This is a genomic window from Burkholderia sp. MSMB1498 (assembly GCF_001526245.1).
In the GTDB taxonomy this organism is placed as follows: Bacteria; Pseudomonadota; Gammaproteobacteria; order Burkholderiales; family Burkholderiaceae; genus Burkholderia; species Burkholderia savannae.
Window position 1 is genome coordinate 170,435 of sequence record NZ_LOYJ01000124.1, and the last position, 23,370, is coordinate 193,804.

20 protein-coding genes are annotated in these 23,370 nt (G+C 68.8%); 10 read left to right on the forward strand and 10 right to left on the reverse strand.

All coding sequences use genetic code 11. From position 1 onward, the window contains the following. Nucleotides 1-37: 37 nt before the first annotated feature. Genes WS91_RS29745 through WS91_RS29760 form a run of 4 tightly spaced genes read right to left on the reverse strand, consistent with a single transcriptional unit; the run spans nucleotide 38 to nucleotide 4,387 of the window. Nucleotides 38-808, reverse strand: a complete 771-nt coding sequence (locus WS91_RS29745; RefSeq protein WP_038753077.1) for an SDR family oxidoreductase — start codon at nucleotides 806-808, stop codon at nucleotides 38-40. Nucleotides 809-819: 11 nt separating this feature from the next. Further along, a complete protein-coding gene (locus WS91_RS29750) occupies nucleotides 820-1,848 on the reverse strand; it encodes a substrate-binding domain-containing protein (protein ID WP_059671541.1) in 1,029 nt (342 codons plus the stop codon). A gap of 35 nt (nucleotides 1,849-1,883) precedes the next feature. Next, nucleotides 1,884-2,873, reverse strand: coding sequence for an ABC transporter permease (locus WS91_RS29755; protein ID WP_197422295.1), 990 nt, complete (start codon nucleotides 2,871-2,873; stop codon nucleotides 1,884-1,886). After that, entirely contained in the window at nucleotides 2,870-4,387 is a 1,518-nt protein-coding gene (locus WS91_RS29760; RefSeq protein WP_059575502.1) for a sugar ABC transporter ATP-binding protein, read from the reverse strand. The genes WS91_RS29755 and WS91_RS29760 overlap by 4 nt, the downstream gene beginning before the upstream one ends. Nucleotides 4,388-4,626: 239 nt before the next feature. Between WS91_RS29760 and rpiB the strand changes: the two genes are divergently transcribed. The 3 genes from rpiB (at nucleotide 4,627) to WS91_RS29775 (ending at nucleotide 8,608) form a co-directional block, all read left to right on the forward strand. Continuing rightward, complete coding sequence (gene rpiB, locus WS91_RS29765; RefSeq protein ID WP_038753069.1) at nucleotides 4,627-5,121, forward strand: ribose 5-phosphate isomerase B; 495 nt, start codon at nucleotides 4,627-4,629, stop codon at nucleotides 5,119-5,121. Between the two features lie 34 nt (nucleotides 5,122-5,155). Next, entirely contained in the window at nucleotides 5,156-6,118 is a 963-nt protein-coding gene (locus WS91_RS29770) for a sugar-binding transcriptional regulator (RefSeq protein ID WP_038753067.1), read from the forward strand. Between the two features lie 381 nt (nucleotides 6,119-6,499). After that, on the forward strand, nucleotides 6,500-8,608 hold the full coding sequence (locus WS91_RS29775; protein WP_231752110.1) for a S46 family peptidase: 2,109 nt from the start codon (nucleotides 6,500-6,502) through the stop codon (nucleotides 8,606-8,608). 66 nt (nucleotides 8,609-8,674) lie between these two features. On the opposite strand, the gene WS91_RS29780 is transcribed toward WS91_RS29775, so the two are convergent. From WS91_RS29780 to WS91_RS29805, 6 genes are all read right to left on the reverse strand, one after another. Further along, nucleotides 8,675-9,874 (reverse strand): porin, encoded by a 1,200-nt coding sequence (locus tag WS91_RS29780; RefSeq protein ID WP_059671543.1) that lies wholly within the window; start codon nucleotides 9,872-9,874, stop codon nucleotides 8,675-8,677. A 234-nt stretch (nucleotides 9,875-10,108) separates the two neighbouring features. Next, entirely contained in the window at nucleotides 10,109-10,654 is a 546-nt protein-coding gene (locus WS91_RS29785) for an LOG family protein (protein ID WP_038752232.1), read from the reverse strand. Beyond that, complete coding sequence (locus WS91_RS29790) at nucleotides 10,635-11,462, reverse strand: ABC transporter permease (RefSeq protein WP_038752230.1); 828 nt, start codon at nucleotides 11,460-11,462, stop codon at nucleotides 10,635-10,637. Before WS91_RS29790 ends, WS91_RS29785 begins: the two co-directional genes overlap by 20 nt. 10 nt (nucleotides 11,463-11,472) lie before the next feature. Continuing rightward, nucleotides 11,473-12,567, reverse strand: coding sequence for an extracellular solute-binding protein (locus WS91_RS29795; RefSeq protein WP_059575508.1), 1,095 nt, complete (start codon nucleotides 12,565-12,567; stop codon nucleotides 11,473-11,475). Nucleotides 12,568-12,592: 25 nt separating this feature from the next. Further along, nucleotides 12,593-13,636 carry an ABC transporter ATP-binding protein gene (locus WS91_RS29800; RefSeq protein WP_059671544.1) on the reverse strand — a complete coding sequence of 348 codons (1,044 nt, stop codon included), beginning with the start codon at nucleotides 13,634-13,636 and terminating at the stop codon, nucleotides 12,593-12,595. 4 nt (nucleotides 13,637-13,640) lie between these two features. Further along, a complete protein-coding gene (locus WS91_RS29805; RefSeq protein ID WP_038752221.1) occupies nucleotides 13,641-14,489 on the reverse strand; it encodes an ABC transporter permease in 849 nt (282 codons plus the stop codon). 166 nt (nucleotides 14,490-14,655) lie between these two features. Here WS91_RS29805 and WS91_RS29810 point away from each other — a divergent pair, with 166 nt between their 5' ends. The 7 genes from WS91_RS29810 to WS91_RS29840 all read left to right on the forward strand — a co-directional run bounded on the left by WS91_RS29810 (nucleotide 14,656) and on the right by WS91_RS29840 (nucleotide 23,365). Beyond that, nucleotides 14,656-15,552, forward strand: a complete 897-nt coding sequence (locus WS91_RS29810) for a LysR substrate-binding domain-containing protein (RefSeq protein ID WP_038752218.1) — start codon at nucleotides 14,656-14,658, stop codon at nucleotides 15,550-15,552. Between the two features lie 156 nt (nucleotides 15,553-15,708). Continuing rightward, the gene (locus WS91_RS29815; protein WP_038752215.1) at nucleotides 15,709-15,936 is read left to right on the forward strand and encodes a hypothetical protein; all 228 of its coding nucleotides are present in this window, start codon (nucleotides 15,709-15,711) and stop codon (nucleotides 15,934-15,936) included. Between the two features lie 565 nt (nucleotides 15,937-16,501). Beyond that, complete coding sequence (locus WS91_RS29820; RefSeq protein WP_038752212.1) at nucleotides 16,502-18,766, forward strand: TonB-dependent hemoglobin/transferrin/lactoferrin family receptor; 2,265 nt, start codon at nucleotides 16,502-16,504, stop codon at nucleotides 18,764-18,766. A 56-nt stretch (nucleotides 18,767-18,822) separates the two neighbouring features. Continuing rightward, nucleotides 18,823-19,965, forward strand: a complete 1,143-nt coding sequence (locus tag WS91_RS29825) for a hemin-degrading factor (protein ID WP_038752209.1) — start codon at nucleotides 18,823-18,825, stop codon at nucleotides 19,963-19,965. Then, entirely contained in the window at nucleotides 19,962-20,888 is a 927-nt protein-coding gene (locus tag WS91_RS29830; RefSeq protein WP_059671545.1) for a heme/hemin ABC transporter substrate-binding protein, read from the forward strand. The genes WS91_RS29825 and WS91_RS29830 overlap by 4 nt, the downstream gene beginning before the upstream one ends. Before the next feature lie 242 nt (nucleotides 20,889-21,130). After that, nucleotides 21,131-22,255: a FecCD family ABC transporter permease gene (locus WS91_RS29835; protein WP_059671546.1), complete on the forward strand. Its 1,125-nt coding sequence runs from the start codon at nucleotides 21,131-21,133 to the stop codon at nucleotides 22,253-22,255. Between the two features lie 291 nt (nucleotides 22,256-22,546). Continuing rightward, a complete protein-coding gene (locus tag WS91_RS29840) occupies nucleotides 22,547-23,365 on the forward strand; it encodes a heme ABC transporter ATP-binding protein (protein WP_059671567.1) in 819 nt (272 codons plus the stop codon). Nucleotides 23,366-23,370 lie beyond the last annotated feature (5 nt).

A 23,370-nucleotide genomic window follows, 5' to 3' on the forward strand; every position in this document is an offset into this window, starting at 1 on the left:
GTCGGTCGGTTGTTCAGACGGCGGCTCGGCCGCCGCTTCAACGCGCGGTATAGCCGCCGTCGATCACGACGTTCTCGCCCGTCATCATCGCGGCCGCGTCGCTCAGCAGATAAAGCACCAGCGCGGCGATCTCGTCCGGCTGCGCGAAGCGGCCGGCCGGAATCTCGCGCTTCGCGCGCTCGCCGGCTTCGCCCGCCCACGCCTGCTTGCCGAGCTCGGTTTCGACGATCGTCGGCGACACCGCGTTCACGGTGATCCCGTGCGGCGCCCATTCGAGCGCGAGCACCTTCGTCATCCCGACGATCGCGGCCTTGCTCGCGCAATACGCGGCGTGCCTGTCGAGCCCGACCACGCTCGCCTGCGACGCGAGATTGACGATCCGCCCCCCGCGCCCGCCCGCGATCATCTGCCGCGCAACCGCCTGCGCGACGAAGAACGACGCCTTCACGTTGATCGCCATCGTCGCGTCCCACGCGGCCTCGCCGACGTCGAGCGCCTTGTCGAGCAGCGCGACGCCCGCGCTGTTGACGAGCAGATCGACGCCGCCGAAGCGCGACGCGACGAGCTCGACGGCAGCCTGCGCGGCCGAGCAGTCGCGCAGGTCGAGCGACATCCCGCTATGGCGCGCGGCGCCGCCTTCGAGCATCGCGGCGATCCGCATCGTTTCGGGATGCCGATCGACGAGCGCGACGCTCGCGCCGCGCTGTGCGAGCAGTTTCGCGCACGCGTGCCCGATGCCCGCCGCGCCGCCCGTCACGAGCGCGACGCGGCCCGTCAGATCGAACGCCCTGTCCCAGAGATTCGTCATGGCCGCCTCGCTCAACCGCCCGTGACCTGCTTGTACAGCTGATCGGCGTTCACCGGCGTGACGGGCACCCACGGCAGGATGTAGCGCTTCGCGGTGCCGCCGTCCCACTTCAGATCCTTCGCGTAGCGCTGCCAGATCACCGACTGCGGCTTGTAGCTCGCGCCGACTAACTGCCGCAGCACGAGATCGAGCGCGCCTTGCGACTGCGCCTGCGCATCCTGCAGGAACGTCGTGATCTCGCCGCGCTTGGCCGCCTGGATCGCGTCGGGCATGCCGTCGATCGACGTGATCGGGATGTCCTTCGGCGTGAGCCCGCGATTCTTGACCGCCTGCAGCGCGCCGAGCGCCATGTCGTCGTTCTGCGCGATCACGCCGTTGATCTGCTTCGGATGCGCGTTGAGCCAGTCTTCCATCAGGTTCATCGCTTCCGCGCGCGACCAGTTCGCGGTCTTCTTCTCGATCACCTTGATGCCCGGATACTTCGCGAGCACTTCCATCTCGCCCTTCTCGCGATCGATCTGCGCGGACTGGCCGATCGGCCCCTGGATGATCACGACGTTGCCCTTGCCGCCGATCTGCCTGGCGAGCGCTTCGGCCTGCAGGCGGCCGCCCTCGACGTCGTCGTTACCGATGTACGGCACCTTCGGCGTCGCGAGCATCGTGTTCGACGCGATGAGCGGCGTGTCCGACGCGGCCGCACGCGTGGCCACGCCGATGCCCGCCTTCGTGTCGATCGGCACGAACAGAATGCCGCTGTACTGCTGCGTGAGCATCGTCTCGATCTGGTTGTTCTGCGTGAGCGCGTCGTAGTTGCCGTCGAACACCGTGAGCTGCACCGCGCCGCTCTTCACGGCCGGATGCGCCCTGATCTCACGCACCCAGTTCTGCATGAACTGGCCTTTCATCCCGTAGACCGCCGCGCCGACGCGATACGGTCCGCTCGCCGCGTGCACCGCGCCCGGCGCCGCCGTGATCGCAAGCGTCGCGCCGAGCGCCGCGGCGGCCGCGAAGCGGCCGAACCAGGTCTTTCGTGTTTGCATTGTCGTCTCCTCCGTCCGGATGGGAATGCGCTGCGTCAGCGCTGCTGTTTGCGGGCCACGTCGATGAGCACGGCCAGCACGATGATGAGCCCCTTGGCGATCTGCTGGTAATACGACGACACGCCGAGCAGATTCAGCCCGTTGTTGATCACGCCGATCAGCAGCGCGCCGAACAGCGTGCCGACGACGCCGCCCTGTCCGCCCGACAGGCTCGTGCCGCCGATCACGACGGCCGCGATCGCATCGAGCTCGTACGACACGCCCGCCTGCGGCAGCGCGGACGTCGTGCGCGCGGCGAGAATCATCCCGGCGAGGCCCGCGAGCGCGCCCGACACGACGTACACCGAGAACACGACCTTGCGCACGCCGATGCCGGACGTGCGCGCGCTCTTCTCGTTGCCGCCGACCGCATACAGATAGCGGCCGTACGTCGTGTAGCGCAGCACCCACCAGCACGCGAGCGCGACCGCCGCGAAGATCAGCACCGGCATCCCGAGCGGGCCGAGCTTGCCGACGCCGAGCGACAGATAATCGTCGGGCAGGTTCGCGACCGGGCTGCCGTCGTTGACGATGTAAGTGACGCCGCGCGCGATGCTGAGCATCCCGAGCGTCGCGACGAACGGCGGCACGTTAAAGCGCGCGATCGTCACGCCGTTGATCGCGCCGAGCGCCGCGCCGCACGCGACGCCAGTTGCGAGCGACGCCGCGAGCCCGTGCCCCGCCGCGCCGGCGAGGCCGCTCACGATGCCGGCGAGCGCGAGCACCGAGCCGACCGACAGGTCGATGCCCTTGGTTAGGATCACGTATGTCATGCCGATCGCGAGAATCCCGTTGATCGACGTCTGCCGCAGGATGTCGCTCCAGTTGCGCCACGTGAGGAAGTACGGGCTCGCGAACGCGAGCACGACGCACAGCGCGACGAAGATGATCGGGATGCCGAAGCGGCTTGCGAGCTCGGCGACATTCACGCGCTTCGGCGCCGCATCGAGACGGGACAGGGTCTGGGTATTCATGGTCTTGTTCATGAAGCGAGATGGAGCAGGGATTCCTGAGTGGCGCCGTCGCCCGGACAGATCGCCGCGACGCGGCCGCCCTTGAACACCGCGATGCGATCGCTCAGATACAGCAGCTCGGGCGCCTCCGACGACACGACGATCACCGCGCCGCCGTCGCGCGCGAACGCATCGAGCAGCCGGTAGATTTCCTGTTTCGCGCCTTCGTCGATGCCGCGCGTCGGCTCGTCGCAAAGCAGCAGCACGGGCTCGGTCGACAGGCATTTCGCGAGCACGACCTTCTGCTGGTTGCCGCCGCTCATCGCCGACACGGGCATGCGCAGCGACGCGGCCTTGATCCGCAGCCGCTCGACCATCGATTGCGCGAGGCGGCGCACGCGCGAACGCCGGATCACGCCGCCGCGCGACAGGCGCCGGTACGCGGCCATCGCGATGTTCTCCTGCACGCTGCCCGTCAGCACGAGGCCCGAATCCTTGCGGTCCTCGGTGACGAGCGCGATGCCCGCGCGAATCGCCCGCGCGGGATCGCCCTGCGGCAGCGGCGCGCCGCCGAGCGTCGCGGCGCCGGCGTCGGGCCGCGTCAAGCCGTACACGCAGTTGAGGAATTCGCTGCGGCCCGAGCCCATCAGCCCGTAGATGCCGAGGATCTCGCCGCGCCGCACGTCGAGGCTCACGTCTTCGAATTCGTCCGCGCGCGCGAGGCCCGTGACCCGCAGGCAAGGCTCGCCGTGCGCGGGCCGGCGCGCCTTGTCGACAGCGGGCATTTCGCGGCCGACGATCGCGCGCACGAGATGCGCGCGATCGATGTCGGCCATCCTGCCGCTCTCGACATACGCGCCGTCGCGAAACACCGTGTAGTCGTCGGCGATATCGAACAGCTCGCTCAGCCGATGCGACACGTAGATGATCCCGGTGCCGTGCGCGGTGACGTTGCGGATCGCGGCGAACAGCGTCTCGGTTTCGCGCTCGCCGATCGCCGACGTCGGCTCGTCCATGATCATCACCTGGCAGTCGTGGCTGAACGCCTTCGCGATCTCGACGAGTTGCGTCTGCGCGAGGCTCAGCCGATGCATCGGCGCGCCCGCGTCGATCGCGAAGCCGAGGCGGTCGAGCAGCGCCTGCGCGCGGCGCGTCAGCGCACGGAAGTCGACGACGATGCGCGCGCGGGTCGGCTCGCGGCCGAGGTACAGGTTCTCGGCCACCGTCATCCCCGGCACGGGCGACAACTCCTGCGTGATGATCGCCATGCGGTTCGCGAGCGCCTCGGCGGGCGACGCGAAATCGACGTCGCGGCCGTTCAGCCGGATCGTGCCCTCGTCGCGACGCAGAAGCCCCATCAGGATGTTCAGGAACGTGGATTTGCCGGTGCCGTTGCCGCCGCACAGCGCGTGCACGCGCCCGGCCATGAGGCTCAATCGCCCGTCGCGCAATGCGCTCACGCCGTTGAACCGCTTCGCTACCTGACTTGCTTCGAGCAGAACAGGAGTCACTGTCGTATCCCGGATGGTGACTGAACTTTTGTTCATTCACGATGATTTGATACAGCGTGACGGCATGGTAATCATCGGTTTTTTGGTGTGTCAATTACTGGTAAACGCTAGCCACCATCGCCAAAATACCCATACTCTGTTGATTTTGATGGAAATATTCAATGTAATGCGATCAGTGAGCAAAATTTCATCCTTTGCCAAATGTTCAGACAGACCTTTATAATTGCTCAACCCTGCGCATTTGCGCATCTCACCCTGCCCTCCGGAGGTCCACCATGAAAGTGGCGATCGGCTGCGACGAAGCGGCCTACGCGCTCAAGGAGTCGATCAAGCGGCACCTGCGCGCGGCGCATCCCGAAGTCGAGCTGGCCGACTTCGGCACGCACAGCGCGGACGAGGCGGTGCTGTATCCCGACATCGCGATCGAAGTCGCGCAGCGGGTCGCGGCGGGCGAGTTCCCGCGCGCGATCCTGCTGTGCGGCACGGGCATCGGCGTCGCGATCTCCGCGAACAAGGTGCCGGGCATCCGCGCCGCGCAGTGTCACGACACCTATTCGGCCGAGCGCGCGCGGCGCAGCAACGATGCGCAGATCATCACGATGGGCGCGCGCGTGATCGGCACCGAGCTCGCGAACAGCATCGTCGACGCGTGGCTCAAGGCAGAATTCGACGGCGGCCGCTCGCAGCCGAAGGTGCAGCGGATCGCCGACTACGAACGCCGGACCGGCCTCACCCAGGCCGGCCCGAACGACGCGCACTGCGGTTCATGACGCCGCGCCGCGCGCCGCCCCACTCGATAACGACATGACGAACGAAGAACTCACGCAACTCGCGAAGTGCTATTACGTCGACGGGTTGACCCAGGAAGAACTCGCGCAGAAGTTCGCGATCTCGCGCCCGAAGGTGGGCCGGCTGCTCAAGCGCGCGATCGAAGAGGGCATCGTCGAGATCCGCGTGCGCCATCATCCGCGCGCGGTGCAGGAGCTCGAGCAGGAACTCGTCGCGCGCTTCGGCATCCAGCGCGCGATCATCTCGGTCGACCACAAGGATCAGGACAGCCAGCGCGAGCTGCTCGCGGGCCTCGTCGCGAGCTATCTCGACCGCGTGCTCGCCGACGGCGCGATCGTCGCCGTCGGCATGGGCCGCAACGTGAGCGCGGTGTCGCGCCACGCGGTGTCGACGACGCAGCGCAACTGCTCGTTCGTGTCCGCGATCGGCGGCTCGTATCGCGGCGGCGAGACGATGAACGCCGATCACATCTGCCGCCGCCTCGCCGCGCGCTTCGGCGGCGAGAGCGAGACGCTGTACGCGCCCGCGCTCGTCAACGATGCGCGACTCTTCTCCGCGCTGCTCGAGAACGACGTCGTGCGCCAGTCGCTCGACAAGGCGCGCCGCGCGTCGATCGCGCTCGTCGGGATCGGCGACATCCTCGAGGACAGCAACATGGTCCGCATGGGCTGGTTCACGCCCGAGGAGATGGCGGAGGCGAAGCGCGCGGGCGCGGTCGGCGACATCATGGGCTACGACTTCATCGACATCCACGGCCGCCCGGCGACGACGATGCTGCGCGGCCGCGTGATCGGCCTCACGCTCGAAGACCTGAAGCGAATTCCGAACGTGATCGCAACGGCGAGCGAGCCGACGAAGGCGACGGGCATCCTCGGCGCGCTGCGCTCCGGCGTGATCAACACGCTCGCGACCACGCAGTCGATCGCGCAAACGGTGCTGAGCCTCGCGCAGGCGACCGAGACGGCCGCAGCGGAATAGAGGCGCTTCGCACGGCGGCGGCGAGCCGCTCTCGGCGGCCGCTTCTCGCGCGCCCGAACGCGGGCCGCATCGGCGCATCGGCGCATCGGCGCATCGCTCGATCGACGAGCGAAAATTGAAAATGCGCGCACAGCCGCTACACTGTCGCGCGGCGAAGCCCCGCGCGCTGCACCCAGCTTTCGCTTCGTCAGCTTGAGCCGCCGCGGCCTACCCGGCCGCACGGCACCGCCCGCCCGCGCGCCGATCCGCGCGCAGGCGCCCGCATGCGAAGAACCATCCGAGGAACACATGCGATCACCCGCGTCACCCGCACCGTCAGTCGCCCGCTCCCTGCTTCTCGCCTGTGCGCTCGCAGCGAGCGCCGCCCAAGCCGACGAAGGCATGTGGCAACCGCCCCAGCTTCCCGGCCTCGCCGATACGCTCGAACAGCGCGGCCTCGCGCTCGACCCGCACACGCTCTCGACGCTGACCGCGTGGCCGATGGACGCCGTCGTCAGCCTCGGCTTCTGCACCGCGTCGTTCGTGTCGCCCGACGGGCTGATCGTCACGAACCACCACTGCGGCTACGGCGCGCTGCAATACAACTCGACGCCGCAGAACAACCTGATCGAAAACGGCTTTCTCGCGCGGCAACGCGGCAACGAGCTGCCCGCCGACCCGACTCAGCGCGTGTACGTCACCGAGCGGATCAGCGACGTCACCGGCAAGATCGAAGCCGCGCTCACGCCTGGCATGGCGGGTTACGCGCGCTACGTCGCGATCGACGCCGCGAGGAAGCGTCTCGTTCGGGACTGCGAACAGCCCGGCTACCGCTGCGACGTCTACACGTTCAGCGGCGGCTACAGCTACCAGTTGATCCGGCAGCGCGAACTGCGCGACGTGCGGCTCGTCTACGCGCCGCCATTGTCGATCGGCAAGTTCGGCGGCGACGTCGACAACTGGACGTGGCCGCGCCACACGGGCGACTTCACCTTCCTGCGCGCGTACGTCGCGAAGGACGGCAGCGCCGCGCCGTATTCGAAGGACAACGTACCGTATCGCCCCGCGCATTGGCTGACGGTCAATCCGGGCGGCGTGAACGCGGGCGATTTCGTGATGGTGGCGGGCTACCCTGGGCGCACCGAGCGCTACCGGCTCGCCGACGAGTTGCAGAACGCGATCGACTGGCGCTATCCGACCGAAATCGGGATGGCGAAGGATAACCTCGCGATCATCGACGCGGCGAACAAGAAGAATCCGGCGGTCGGCGTGCTCTACGCGAACCGCGTCGCCGGGCTCAACAACAGGATGAAGAATTTCGAAGGCAACCTCGACGGGCTCGCGCACAGTTCCGCGCTCGCGGACAAGCGCGCCGACGAGGCCGCGCTCGATCGCTGGCTCGCCGCCCGGCCCGAAAGCGGCAAGCTCGACGGCGCGGGCCTGAAGGCCGATTTCGCTGCGCTCCGGCAGCTCGTCGCGCGGCGCAACGCGCTGCGCGAGCGCGATTTCGTCAGCGAGCTGCTGTCGAACGTCGGGTTGTATCAGGCGTCCTACAAGATCGTCCGGCTCGCCGACGAAAAGCAGAAAGCCGACGACATCGAGCGCGAGACCGGCTATCAGAAGCGCGACGAGATCCGCATCGCGGGCGAGGCGCAGCGGCTCGAACGCACGATGAATCCGGCCGTCGACCAGCAGATGCTCGTCTATGCGCTCGAGCGCCACATGAAGCTGCCGGCCGGCCAGCGGTTCGCCGCGCTCGATCGCTGGCTCGCCGGCGCGTCGGACGATGCGTCGATCGCGAGCAAGGTCGCCGATCTCTATCGCGGCTCGAAGCTCGCCGATACCGCGACGCGAATGCGCTGGCTCGACGCGACGCCCGCGCAGATCGCCGCGAGCGACGACGGCTGGCTCGTGCTGATGCGCGCGCTGATGCCGGACCTGCTCGCGTACGAGCGCGAGCAGAAGGCGATCGCCGCCGACGATTCGCGGCTGCGGGCGCGCTACATGACCGCGCTGATCGCGTTCGAGCAATCGCGCGGCCGCCCCGTCTATCACGACGCGAACAGCTCACTGCGCGTGACGTTCGGCACGGTTCAGGGATATGCGCCGCGCGACGCGGTTCGCTATGCGCCGTTCACGACCGTCGACGGCATCGCACAAAAGCAGACGGGCGTCGAGCCGTTCAATGCGAGCGCCGAGCAGCTGGATGCGATTCGCAAGCGCGCGTTGGACGGCTTCGCGTCGCCGGCGCTCGGCACGCTGCCCGTCAACTTTCTCGCGAATCTCGACATCACGGGCGGCAACTCCGGCTCGCCGACGCTCGACAAGAACGGCCGGCTCGTCGGCCTCGCGTTCGACGGCACGTGGGAAGGCGTGAGCTCCGGCTGGCGCTACATGCCGGACATGGATCGATCGATCCACGTCGACGTTCGCTACATGCTGTGGGTGATGCATCATCTCGATCACGCGGACAATCTGCTGAGCGAGATGCGGGTGAGCGTGCCGCGCTGATCGCGGCACGAGCGCGCAGCGCCGGCGGCCCGTGCGAGACGGCCGGCGCTGCGCACGCATCGCGCGTCAGAACGTGTGGCGCACGCCGACGCGCACGAGCGTCTGCGTATCGCCCGCCGACGAGATGCCGTTGCCGACGTCGCCGACCGACGCCGTCGCAGCGACGACGTTGCCGTACGGATCGAGCGTCTTGCCGCTCGCCTTCTGATAGCCGACGAGGCCGTACAGCGCGGTGCGCTTCGACAGGTAGTAGTACGACGCGAAGTTCAGCTGATGGTATTTCGGTGCGGGCTGGCCGTCGATCGAGCTGCCGCGCGTGAAATCGTAGCCCGCCGCGACGCGCAGCGCCGGCGTCGCCTGCCACGACACGGTGCCGCCGATCGAGTTGTATGTCGCCGCGCCGTTGAACGTCGAGAACGAGCCGGACTTGTACCGCGTGTTGCTGTACGACAGGCCGAGCGTCACCGCGCCGATCTGATAGGTGCTCGCCGCGGCGACGATCTGCATGCTCTTCGCCGACGCGAAGCCTTCGTTGATCGATGAAGCGAACGTGCCGTCGTACGAGCCCGTCCATGCGCCGCCGTTCGCGCCGTACGCGTTCGTCGCGTACAGGTACGCGGCGCCGATCGAGAACGGCCCGTTCACGTACTGGCCGCCGACGCTCCACGTGTTCTGGTTCTTCACGCTGCCCGCCTGATTGCCGAAACCGTACAACGCGCCCAGCGTGAAGCCGCCGAACTTCGGGCTCACGTACTTGATCGAGTTGTTCTCGCGCGACTGGTTGTCGATGTTGTCGAGATCGCCCGGATGCGCGCCCATGCCGGTCAGGAACGTGCCCGCGCTGATCGTGCCGACGAAGTCGACGATCGGATCGTACTGGCGGCCCATCGTCAGCGTGCCGTAGCGTTCGCTCGACAGCCCCATCCACGCCTGTCGGCCGAACATCCGTGCGCCCTGCCCCGCCTGGCCCGTGCCGATGTTGAAGCCGTTCTCGAGCTGGAACACCGCGGCGAGGCCGCCGCCCAGATCTTCCTTGCCCTTCAGCCCCCAGCGGCTGCCCGACCAGGTGCCGCTCGCGAAGCTGTAGCTCGACGCGTTCCGATAGCTGACTGGCGAGCCGAGCGCGCCCTTGCTCTGCGCGACGCGCTGATCGCTCGTATAGCCGAGCCCCGCATCGACGATCCCGTAGAGCGTCACCGTGCCCTGCGCATGCGCGCCCGCGCACACGCTCCCCGTCACCAACAATGCTGCTGCCGCCTTTTTCATGAATAGGATTCCTGTCAAATAGGATCAAAACGAATGAAGCGCCTTCCTCTCCCAACCTCGACGCGGCTAGGGCCTGTTCCCGCTAATAACGGGCTTGCGCTGGCCGCCAGAAGGGCTGAGCGCAAGGATTGCGACGAAGCGAATACTCGACGTATTCGCGAGGAGCATGACGCAGCGATCGGCCCTTCTGGCGGCCAGCCCCTCGACGGATTTTTTCGATCACGGGAACAGGCCCTAGACCGAATCGACGAGCCATTGCGCGACGCGCGCGAGCAGCGGCTCCGGCGCGCCGAAGTTCTCGACGCCCGTCACTTGCGGCGCATCGCAAATCGTGAAAACCGGCTTGCCCCACTGCAGGCCGAGCGCGATCTCGGACAACGTGCCGAGCCCGCCGCCGACCGCGATCAGGCACAGCGACGCGCGCGCGATCAGCGCGTTGCGCGTGATGCCGAGCCCCGTCGGCAGCGCGACGCTCAGATGCGGATTCGCGCCGGCCGCATCGTCCTCGGGCAACAGTCCGATCACGAGGCCATTCGCGCCGCGCGCGCCCCGCGCCGCCGCCTCCATCACGCCGCCCTTGCCTCCGCCGACGATCGCGATGCCCGCTGCGGCGAGCGCATGCGCGATCGTCTCCGCGATGTGCAGCTGCGCATCGGTCGCGTCACGCGGGCCGATCAGGCCGACCGGCATCAGATGGCGGCGCGGCCCCTGCTGGCGCCGCGCGACGCGCGCGAGCGCAACGTTCGCCCCCGGCGTGCGTTCAATGATGTCGTCGCGCAACGTATTCCCCCATCGCGAGCACGCACGTGCACAGCGCCGTCAGCACGATCGACAGCACGGCGGCCTGCGAGAAATCGGTCTGCCCGTCGGACAGCTTCAGGTACATCAGGAGCGGCAGGATGTTGATCTGCGTGCCGGCGAGCGCGAGCGCGGTGCCGTACGTGCCGAGCGCGATCGCCGTCACGAGGCACCACGCGGCCGCGATCGACGGCCACAGTTCGCGCCATGCGACGTCGAGCCACGCGCGCCACGGCTTCGCGCCGAGCGACATCGCCGCTTCGAGCGGCCTGCGGTCGAGATTCGCGAATGCCGGAAACAGCATCAGCGCGACGCGTGGAATCAGGTAGTACGCGTATGCGACGACGAGGCCGAACGTCGTGTAGATCACGCCGCCGACTTTCGCGGCGTCCGCGCCGAGGCCGGCGAGCAGCGTCGTGACGAAGCCCGCGCGGCCGAAGGTCAGGATGAAGCCGTACGCGATCACGAGCCCGGAGAACGCGAGCGGCACGCCGAGCAGCGCGAGCGACCAGCGGCGCCGCGCGGGCGTCTGATCGGCAAGCGACATCGCGAGCGGCATGCCGACGCACGTCGACAGCGTGCCCGTGCCGATCGCGAGCGCGACCGAGCGGCCGATCGCGTCCGCGACGAGCGGATCGCGCAGCACGGCGCCGAACGCGCGGCCGCCTTCCGCGAACGCCGCGCTCACGAGCGCGGCGAGCGGCAGCACAAAGAAGAGCGCGAGCAGCCCGCCTGCCGGGGCCGCGCCGAAGCGGCGCAGCAGGCCGCCTTCGAGAGACGATCGTTGCACGTCGCGCTCCTTATTGGCCGAGCGTCGCCTGCGACCACAGCCTGTCGACTTCAGCCTTGCGCGCGGCGGCCTTCACGACGTCGAGCGGGTGCACCTGCGGCGCGTTCGGCATCTTCGCCGCGACGTCCGGCGCGAGCGCGACGCCCGGCACCGCGGGCCGCACGTAGCCGCGCGCGAAGAGCGCCTGGCCGGCATCGCTCATCACGAAGTTGAGCCAGAGCTGCGCGGCCGCGGGATTCGGGCCGTTCTTCACGAGGCTCATCGCGTACGGCGCGGACACGCTGCCGTCCTGCGGAATCACGACGTCGACCGCGTCGCCCATGCCGTCCGCGTACTTCGCTTTCAGGCCGTCGTTCTCGTAGCCGATCAGAATCGGGATCTCGCCCTTCACGAACTTCGCATAGGGCGTCGTGCCCTCGATGCGCAACACGTTGCCCGCATTCTTCAGCTTTCCGAAGAAATCGGCGCCGGGCTTCGGATGGTCGACGCCGCCGCCGAACGCGGATGCCGCCGCGATCACGACGACTTGCCCTTGCCCCGTCGAGCGCGGATCGAGATAGACAACCGCATTCTTGTACTCCGGCTTCAGCAGATCCGACCAGCGCTGCGGCACGTCCTTCACGAGCTTCCTGTTCACGAGGAACGCGACGTTCAGCGAATGCACGGTGAACCAGCGGCCGTCCGCCTCGCGAAACACGGGCGGCAGCTTGTCAAAGTTGATCGGCTTGAACGGCGCGACGACGTCCTTGCCCGCCGCGTCGAGCGCCGACGCCGCGAAGTAGTACGCGGTGTCCGCCTGCGGACGGCGGCGCGACTTGTCGAGCGCGACGACCGTCGCGGCCGAGCCGATGTCGTTGTACGTGAGCTCGATTTTCGGGTAGCGCTTGCGGAACTCCGCGAACAGCGCCTTCCAGTTCGCCCACTCGGGGCCCGTGTCGAACGACACGACGAGCCCCTCGTCGGCGGCCTTCGCATAAAGCGCGTCTTCGCCCGCGTAGAGCGGCGCGGCCTGCGCGCCGTTCGCGACGAGCGTCGCGCAGGCGCCGAGCGCAAGCGCGCATGCGGCGCGACGCAGCGCCGTCAGGATTTGTCGACCTGAAAACATCGTGAATCTCCGTTGAACGAAACAATCATTGCGCGCCGGCCTGCGCCGGCAGCACGAGCAGATGGCGAGGATCAATCGCGATGCCGCGCATGGCGAGCACGCGGCCCTCGCACAGCAGCGGCTCCATTGCGCCGTGCGGCACGAAGTCGTAGCGATGCGTCGCACCGAAGTAACGAACCTCGCCGAGCGCGCCGCCGATGCGGTTCACGCTGTGCTCGGCCGGATCGGGCTCCACGTGTTCGGGACGCACGAGCACGTCCACCTCGTCTCCCGGCCGATGCGAGCCCGTATCCGCGCGCAGCGTCGCGAAGCGCACGTCGATCGTGTCGCTCGCCAGCACGCGGGCGCGCAGGATCGTCGAGTGGCCGATGAAACGCGCGACCTGCGTCGATACAGGTCGCTCGTACAAATTGCGCGGCGTGCCGACCTGCAGCACGCGCCCGCCGTCGACGATCGCGACGCGATCCGCCATGCTGAGCGCCTCGTCCTGATCGTGCGTGACGAACAGCGTCGTCGCCCGGCACGCGCGCTGCAGCGCGCGAATCTCGTCGCGCAGCTGATGCCGGATGCCCGCGTCGAGCGCGGCGAGCGGCTCGTCGAGCAGCAGCACGGCCGGCTCGATCACGAGCGCGCGGGCAAGCGCGACGCGTTGCTGCTGACCGCCCGACAACTGCGTCGTGCTGCGCGCCGCATGCGCCGCCAGCCCCACTCGCTCGAGCATCTCGAGCGCGCGCCGCCGGCGCGCGGCGGCCGCGACGCCGCGCATGCGCAGGCCATACGCAACGTTGTCGACGACGGACAGATGCGGAAACAGTGCGTACTGCTGAAACACCATGCCGACCTCGCGCCGCCACACCGCCACGCCCGCCATGTCGATCCCGCCGATCGCGACGCGGCCGTCGTAACCGCTCAGCAGCCCCGCGCTCAGGCGCAGGAGCGTCGATTTTCCGGAGCCGCTGCGCCCGATCACGGCGAGCAGCTCGCCGGGCTGCGCGTGCAACGTGACGGCGTCGACGCCGTGCGCCGCACCGGGGTATCTGAAACTGACGTTGTCGAATTCGAGGCTCATGGCTTCACTTCAGTCGTTGCACGGAATGGATCGATGCGAGCGTCGCCAGCACGGCAAGCAGCAGCAGCACGACGGTCGCCGCGCATGCGATGCCGGACGCGCCGTAGAACGCCTGCAGCAGCACGACGGGGAAATTGCGATAGCGAAAGCCCGCGATCAGGTTCGATACCTGAAACTCGCCGATCGACAGCGCCGCGACCATCACGAGCCCGGAAAACAGGCTCTGCCGCAGGTTCGGCAGCACGATCGTGAAGAACTGCCGCAACGGCGGCGCGCCGAGCGTCGCCGCCGAGGCTTCGAGCTTCGCGAGATCGAGATGGCGCAGGTCGCTCAGCAGCGTCTGCAGCAGGTACGGCAGCGTCAGCACCGCGTGCGCGGCGATCATCAGCGGCAGCGTGCCGAGCCACGGCAGCGCATCGCCGCCGAAGATCACGATGTAGCCGAAGCCGAGCGTGAGCGCGGGCACGCCGATCGGCATCAGCATCACGATGCGCGCCGCGATGCCGCGCCCGCGAAGCGCGCGGTGATGCAGCGCATACGCGAGCGGCACGCCGACGATCGCGTCGAGCCCGCAGCACGCGAGCGCGACGGCAAAGCTCACGCCGAACGCGCGCCTGAAGCTCGCATCGGCGGCCAGCTCGGCGAACCAGCGCCACGTGAAGCCGACGGGCAGCAGCGTGTTCGTCCAGCTCTGCCCGACCGATCCGATCAGCAGCAGCACGATCGGCATCAGCAGATACAGCGCGAACAGCGCGACGGTGCCGTTGACGACGACCGCGCCGAGCGACGGACGGCTTCTGCCGCGACGAAACGGAATACCGTCGGCAATGGCCGCGGCGGTGGTTGAGCGCATGACTGGTCTCGCAGGCGACGAAGGGATGCGGCGCGTGCAACGCCCGCTGGAGCAGGCGTTGCGCGCATCGCGACGACGGCCGCCAGTGTGTGTGCGCGACATGGCATCGTCATGAAAAAAACGTACAAACTCCGCATCGCTCTTTGCACCGACGGAACACTTCGCGATGAAGCACCTGTACCCGAACGTCGCCGAGCTGCATGCGTTCGCCAGTTCTGCGAAACATCTGAACTTTTCGTACGCGGCGCGCGAGCTCGGCTTGACGCCGAGCGCGGTCAGCCGGCAGATCGCGAGCCTCGAGGCGCTGCTCGGCGTGAAGCTGTTCGTCCGCGAGGGCCGCAACCTCGCGCTCACGCGCGCGGGCCAGGTCTACCAGGCGCGCGTCGCCGGGCCGTTGCGCGAGATCGGCAATGCATCGCTCGAATTGCTGAGCGCGCGCGAAGACAGCGACCTGCTGACGATCGCGAGCGTGCCGACGTTCACGACGAAATGGCTCGTGCCGCGTCTGCCGCACTTTCTCGAGACCGCACCCGACGTCACGCTCAGCTTTCGACGCCATCTCGCACCGGGCGACCCGTTCCCGCTCGGGCTCGACGCGGCGATCCGCTACGGCGACGGCCGCTGGGAAGGCGTTCGATGCGACTATCTCGACGGCCGCACGTTCGTGCCCGTGTGCGCGTCCGAATTCGCCGAGCGCTACGCGCTGCGCGCGCCCGCCGACGTCGCGAACGCGCCGCGGCTCGTGCACGAGCAGGCCGAATGCGCGTGGATCGCATGGGCGGACCGGCATCGCGTCACGCAGATGAACGCACTCGCCGGGCCGCGCTTCGAGCAGTACTCCGTACTGATCCAGGCGGCGCAGGCAGGGCTCGGGATCGCGCTCGTCCCGGCGTTCCTGATCCGCGATCAGCTCGCGGCCGGCACGCTCGCGCAGCCGCTCGACGCGCCCGTCGACGTCGACGAGCAAGGCCACTATCTGTGCTATGCGCCCGAGCGGCTGGAAACGAGCGAGTCGTTGCGGCGCTTGCGCGCATGGATGCTCGGCGAGTGCGCACGCACGTGATGCGCTCCGGATTGTTTCGTGCGCGCGCACATCGCGGGCGCCTTGTCGCGACGAATGCGCGCGCCGCTCGGCTTTTGCGCGCGGCGGACCTAGTATGAAAAGGTGAGCGGCCCGCGATCCCGCGGCGCCGCCTCGCTTTCTTCGACGGAGGTCGGCATGAACGTCCAGGCGCTGTCCGGCATGCTTCACGCTCAGGAATTGCTGCTCGTCTCGCTGATCCGCGCGCTTCCGGTCGACACGCGCCGAGCGCTCGCCGACGAGTTCGACCGGCAGATCCAGCTCGCGGAATCGTCGCATCTCGACTCGCCGCGCGATCGAGAAGCGCATGAGGCGTTTCTCGCGCACGTGCGCAAGCTGCTGATCCGGCTCGAATCGATGGCGTAATCGGCGCGCGCGCAGCCCCCGCCACGAATCGCGGAGAATCGCCGCGAGCCGCCGCGGTAGAAAACGCGGAAGGCCATTAGGCGACGGCCGCCGATGCCGTCTGATTGTGCCGCCTGCGCGGCCGCTGCTGCGAAACCACATCGAAGCCACATCGAAACTACATCGAAACCGCATCGAAACCGCATCGGCTCGCCGCGTCGAGAGGCGCGCATGCACGCCGAAGGCGGGCGCCGTTCAGCGCTCGCGCTGGATGCAGCCCCGCGTGCGCTCATCCTCGAAGGCGTTGACCGGCGCAGACCGTTAGTTGCGGACAATAAGCGCTCGCAGACATGACGGCATGACGTCGCCCGCCACATCGACCGGCTTCCCGCATGATGAGCGAGGCCGTTTCTCGAATTGAATTGCGAATGATTCTCAATTACACTCTGCGTTCGTTTCGACGAACCTTTCCTTTCAACCTGCCCGCGCCGTTCGCGGCGCGCGGGCGCCAGCCAGGTGCACGCGTCACCCAGCCAGCCTCCGGGCTCATACGTCACTGGGAGACCAAACCGTGCATCAACCTCTGTTGGCGCGGCGGCCGCTTCGCGCCGCGCTGTTCGGCGCCTTCGGCATCTACGCGGCAGCCGCGCGCGCCGCCGGCGCCGCCTCCGAACCCGCCGTCGCCGCGCCGCCGTCCGCCGCGTCCGCGCCGCATGCGGCGATCGCCGGCGCGCGCGCGCTCGACCCGATCACCGTCACCGCGACGCGCACCGCGTCGGCTGCGAGCCGCACCGCGGCGAGCGTGTCGGTGATCACCGATTCGGACCTCGAAGAACAGCAAGCCGACAACATCAAGGACGCGCTGCGCTACGAGCCGGGCGTCACCGTGCGCCGCACCGCGTACCGCCCGGCAACGGCGGCGCTCGGCGGCGGCCGCGACGGCGATTCGAGCATCAACATCCGAGGCCTCGAAGGCAATCGCGTGCTGCTGATGGAAGACGGCATCCGGCTGCCGAGCGCGTTTTCGTTCGGCCCGCTCGAAGCGGGCCGCGGCGATTACGCCGATCTCGATACGCTCCGACGCATCGAGATCCTGCGCGGCCCGGCGTCGTCGCTGTACGGCAGCGACGGCCTGACAGGCGCCGTCAACTTCATCACGAAGGACCCGTCCGACCTGCTGTCGATCTATCGCAAGAAGACCTACTTCTCGTTGCGGCCGAGCTACGACTCGGTCGACCGCAGCGTCGGCGCAACCGTGTCCGCGGCCGCGGGCAACGATCGCGTGCAGGGGATGCTGATCGCATCCGGCCGCCGCGGCCACGAAGTGGATACGCACGGCGGCGACAATTCCGCGAGCACGAAGCGCACGACCGCGAATCCTCAGGATGTCTACACGGAATCGCTGTTAGGCAAGCTGACGATCACGCCGACATCGCGCGACACGTTCAAGTTCACCGCCGAGACGATGCGGCGCCGAGTCGACACGAACGTGCTGTCGGCGATCAACCCGCCGACGACGCTCGGCCTCACCGCGAACGACAAGCTCGAGCGCAACCGCTTCAGCGTCGATTACGACTTCCGCGACGACGCCGCACGCTGGTTCCAGACCGCGCACGTTCAGTTCTACTATCAGGAATCGACGCAGGATCAGGATTCGTTCGAGACGCGCGGCGGCCGGCTGCAGTCGCGCTCACGCTCGAACCATTACAGCGAGCGCGCGTTCGGCGGCTCCGCGTTCGCCGAAAGCGGCTTCTCGACCGGACCGCTCGCGCACAAGCTGCTGTACGGCGTCGACGGCAGCATCGACCGGATCAAGAGCCTGCGCGACGGCACGGTCGCGAGCCCAGGCGAATCGTTTCCGAACAAGGCGTTTCCGGATACCGACTACACGCTGTTCGGCGCGTTCGTGCAGGACCAGATCGGCTTCGGCAAGCTGCTCGTCACGCCGGGGCTGCGCTTGGACGCATATCGGCTGAGCCCGACGTCGGGCGATCCGCTCTTCACCGGCAAGACGGTCAGCTCGAGCGATCACGAGCTCTCGCCGCGCGTGGCGGTGCTGTACGAAGTGACGCCCGCGCTGATTCCGTACGCGCAGTATGCGCACGGCTTCCGCACGCCGATGCCCGATCAGGTCAACAACAGCTTCTCGAATCCGCTCTACGGCTATACGTCGATCGGGAATCCGAACTTGAAGCCCGAGACGAGCGACACCGTCGAAGCCGGCCTGCGCGGCACGCTCGGCACGGGTTACGGGCCGCTGCGCTACAGCGTCGCCGCGTTCGCCGGCCGCTATCGCGACTTCATCTCGCAACGCACGATCGGCGGCAGCGGCCGGCCGAACGATCCGCTCGTGTTCCAGTACGTGAACTTCGCGAACGCCCGCATCCACGGCTTCGAAGGGCGCGCCGAGTGGGTGATGCCGAACGGCTTCACGCTGAAGACCGCGATGGCGTTCACGAAGGGCACGACGCAGGACAACGGCGCGGCGAGCGAGCCGCTCGACACGGTCAACCCGTTCTCCGCCGTGCTCGGCGTGCGCTACGAGCCGAGCGAGCGCTGGTTCGCGCAGGCCGACCTGCTGTTCCAGGCGGCCAAGCGCGGCCGCGACGTGTCGTCGGCCGCGTGCCAGAAGAAAACGTGCTTCACGCCGCCTTCGTCGTTCGTCGTCGATGTGCGCGGCGGCTATCGCTTCAACAAGCACGTGAGCGCGTACCTCGGCATTCACAACCTGTTCGACCGCAAGTACTGGAACTGGTCGGACGTGCGCGGCATCGCCGCCGATTCGAACGTGCTCGACGCATACACGGCTCCGGGCCGCAGCGTCGCGGTCAGCATGAAGGTGGATTTCTGATGCGGCCCGCACGCCTTTTCCCAATCCGGCCCGTCCGGCAATCGAGGATCTCCGTCATGATGAACACCGCCGCTCCCGCCTCTTCGTCGCCCCGCGCGCTCGCGCCGGCCGAGTTGCGCGATGCGTTCCTGCATCTGAAAGAAACCCGCAAGCTGCGCAACCGCGATGTCGCGCACCTGCTCGGCATCAGCGAAGGCGAAGCGCTCGCGGCGTTCGCGGGCGAGCGCGTCGTGCGGCTCGAGCCGAGCTTCGTCGAGCTGTTCGAGGAGATGCCGCGCTTGGGCGCCGTGATGGCGCTCACGCGCAACGCGGCCGCCGTGCACGAGAAGGACGGCGCGTTCGAGCAGATGAGCCACGACGGCCCGGTCGGGCTCGCGCTCGGCGCGATCGATTTGCGCATCTTCTACCGCAACTGGGCGGCGGGCTTCGCCGTGTACGAGCCGACCGCGCACGGCGTGATGAAGAGCCTGCAGTTCTTCGATGCGCAAGGCGACGCGGTGCACAAGGTCTATTTGCGCAAGCACAGCGATCACGATGCGTTCGACGCGTTCGTGTCGCGCTGGCGGATGCCGGTGCAATCGCCCGCGTTCGAGGCCGCGCCCGCGCCGCTCGCGTTCGTCGAGCGGCCAGACGGCGAAATCGACGCGGCGGGCCTGCGCGCCGCGTGGGACGCGATGACCGACACGCACCAGTTCCATGGCATCGTGCGCCGCTTCGGCGTCGCGCGCACGCAGGCGTTGCGGCTAGCCGGCGACAAGCGCGCGCATCGCGTCGCGACCGATGCGATGCGGCGCGTGCTCGAGCGCGCCTCGCAGACGCGGCTGCCGATCATGGTGTTCGTCGGCAATCGCGGCATGATTCAGATCCACACCGGGACCGTGACGAACATCCGCCGGATGGGCTCGTGGATCAACGTGCTCGACGAGGATTTCAACCTGCATCTGCGCGAGGATCTCGTCGCGTCCGCTTGGGCCGTGAGAAAGCCGACGAGCGACGGCGTCGTCACGTCGGTCGAGCTGTTCGATGCGGCGGGCGACAACATCGCGATGCTGTTCGGCGCGCGCAAGCCGGGACAGCCGGAGCTCGCGGGCTGGCGCGATCTCGTGCGCGCGCTGCCGACGATCGACGCCGCGGATGCGGCCCACGCGACGGACGTGGCCGGCGCGCCCGACTCGACCGACGCCGAGGTCGCGCGATGAGCCGGTCTTCGCGCATCGATGCACGCCGGCGCGCATGGCTCGCGGGCACGGGCGCGCTCGTGTTCGCGGCCGCGCATGCGGGCGCTTTCGCGCGCACGCCGGCGAGCGGGCCGCCCAAGCGCGTCGTCGCGATCGGCGGCGCGCTCGCCGAGACGATCTACGCGCTGGGCGGCGCGCGGACCGCGCGCTACGAACTCGTCGGCACCGACACCACGTGCACGTATCCGGAAGCCGCGCGGCGCTTGCCGAAGATCGGTTATCAGCGCGCGTTGTCCGCGGAAGGATTGTTGTCGCTTCGGCCGGATCTCGTGCTCGCGTCGGCGGAAGCGGGGCCGCCCGCCGCGCTCTCGCAGGTCGCGCGCGCGGGCGTGGCCGTCACGGCGTTCGACGAGGCGCACGATGTCGAATCGGTGCGCCGCAAGATCCGCGGCATCGCGCAGGCGCTGTCGCTGCAGGGCGCGGGCGACATGCTGCTCGCGCGCTTCGATCGCGACTGGCTCGCGGCACGCGCGGCGGTCGACGCCGCGCCGCCTCGCACGCCGCGGCATACGCCCGCGCGCGTGCTGTTCGTGCTCAACCACACCGGCAACCAGGCGCTCGTCGCCGGCCAGCAGACGGCCGCCGACGCGATGATCCGCTACGCGGGCGCGCACAACGCGATGCAGGGATTCGATCGCTACAAGCCTCTGACCGCCGAGGCGCTGGTCGCGGCCGAGCCCGACGTCGTGCTGATCTCGGACGAGGGGCTGCACGCGGCGGGCGGGCGCGACGCGCTGCTCGCCGCGCCCGGCTTCGCGGCGACGCCGGCCGGGCGCGCGCGGCGCGTCGTGTCGCTCGACGCGCTGTTCCTGCTCGGCTTCGGGCCGCGTCTGCCGCAGGCGGTCGCCGCGCTGCAACGCCGGCTGAACAGCACGCTCGCCTGAACATGCGAGATCGACGACATCCGCGCCGGATCGCCGCGGCGCATCGCGTCGCGCGTCGATCGCACGCAATCGTTCGGTTTCCTGAAGTCTTCGCCGCACTTGCGCGCCCCCCGGGGCGGCGCGATCGAAACGCCACGCCTCGCGCGCCACGAAGCGTCCGCCGCATCACGGCACGCGGCGGACGTCGGCCGTTTCTCGCCCGCGTCGACGCGCTCGCCGTCTCACCGGTTCGATATCTCACGATGACCATCGCCGCCCGTTCTCCGTCAGTCGACCCCGCGCGCGCCGCCGCGCACAGGCCGACGTTCGCGTCGTCGATCGCCGCCGCGCTCCGCCGACGGCGCGCGACGTGGACGCTCGCCGTGTTGATCGCCGCACTCGCCGCCGCGTCGATCGCCGCGCTCTGCATCGGCGCGTACCGGCTCACGCCCGCGCAACTGCTCGACACGCTCGCCGCGACCGATGCGCGGCTCGCGAGCGATGCCGCGCTGCGCCAGGCGCGCGCTGTGCTGCTCGACATCCGTGCGCCGCGCGTCGTGCTCGCACTGCTCGTCGGCGCGGGCTTCGGCGCGGCGGGCGCCGCGATGCAGGCGCTGTTTCGCAATCCGCTCGCCGATCCGGGCCTGATCGGCGTATCAAGCGGCGCGGCGCTCGGCGCATCGGCGTTGATCGTGCTCGGCCCGCTCGCGGCCGCTCCGGTTGCGCTCGGCTTCCTGCCCGTCGCCGCATTCGGCGGCGCGCTCGCCGTTGCGGCGCTCGTCTACCGGCTCGCCGTCTCGCGCGGCCGGCTCGCGCTGCCGCTGCTGCTGCTCGCGGGCATCGCGATCAACGCGCTCGCCGGCGCCGCGATCGGACTACTCACGTATGTCGCCGACGACGCGCAATTGCGCTCGCTGACGTTCTGGAGCCTCGGCAGCGTCGGCGGCGCGCAGTGGCGCGCGATCGCCGCCGTCGCGCCGTTCGCGCTCGCCGGCTGCGCGCTGCTCGCGCGCGAGCGGCACGCGCTGAACGCGCTGCAACTCGGCGAAACCGAAGCGCTGCATCTTGGCGTGCCGGTGCAGCGCGTGAAGCGGCGCGTGCTCGTCGGAACCGCGATGTGCGTCGGCGCGCTCGTGTCGTGCACCGGCGCGATCGGCTTCATCGGGCTCGTCGCGCCGCATTGCGTGCGCCTCGCGGCCGGCCCCGATCAGCGAATCGCGATGCCGGGCGCGGCGCTCCTCGGCGCGCTGATCGCGGTCACCGCCGATCTCGCCGCGCGAACGCTCGCCGCACCGGCGGAGATTCCGCTCGGCATCCTGACCGCGCTGATCGGCGCGCCGTTCTTTCTCGCGCTGCTGTGGAAGCGGCGCGGCGCACTGGGGGCGTAGGATGCGCATGAGATTTCATGGTCGGCATGTCGCACGCCTCTTCGCGCGCCGGTCGATTTGTCACATCGATATGATCTCGAAGGTGAACTTACGCGCCGCTTTGCGATCGGCTATATCGAATCGCATATCGAATCGCATATCGAATCGCATATCGAATCGCATATCGAATCGCATATCGAATCGCATATCGAATCGCATATCGAATCGCATATCGAATCGCATATCGAATCGCATATCGAATCGCATATCGAATCGCATATCGAATCGCACTTCGACGCCGCATCGAACGCCATGCTGATCGCCGATCGCCTTCACGTCGCACGCGCCGGCGGCGTGATCCTTCACGACCTGTCGGTCCGGATCGCGCCCGGCCGCGTCACCGCACTGCTCGGGCGCAACGGCGCGGGCAAGAGCACGCTGCTCAAGGTGCTCGCGGGGGACTTGTCGACGGGCGGCGGCGCGCGCGGCGCGACCGTGCGCGGCGACGTCACGCTGAACGGCGAGCCGCTTGGCCGGATCGACGCCCCGCGTCTCGCGCGGCTGCGCGCCGTGCTTCCGCAAGCGTCGCAGCCCGCGTTTGCGTTCAGCGCGCTCGACGTCGTGCTGCTCGGCCGCTATCCGCACACGCGCCGCACCGGCGCGCCCGCGCGCGAGGACAACGAGATCGCGTCACAGGCGCTCGCGCTGGCGGGCGCTTCGGCGCTCGACGCGCGCGACGTGACGACGCTGTCGGGCGGCGAGCTCGCGCGCGTGCAGTTCGCGCGCGTGCTCGCGCAGCTCTGGCCGTCCGGCGACACGGCGCGCGCGCCGCGCTACCTGCTGCTCGACGAACCGACCGCCGCGCTCGATCTCGCGCACCAGCATCAATTGCTCGACACGGTCCGACGCCTGTCGCGCGACTGGAACATCGGCGTGCTGACGATCGTCCACGATCCGAATCTCGCCGCGCGCCACGCGGATCGCATCGCGATGCTCGCGGACGGCGCGATCGTCGCCGACGGCGCGCCCGCCGACGTATTGCGCCCCGATGCGATCGAGCGTTGCTACGGCTTTCGCGTGCGCCTCGTCGACGCGGGCGACGGCGTCGCGCCCGTCATCGTGCCTGCATGAGCGGG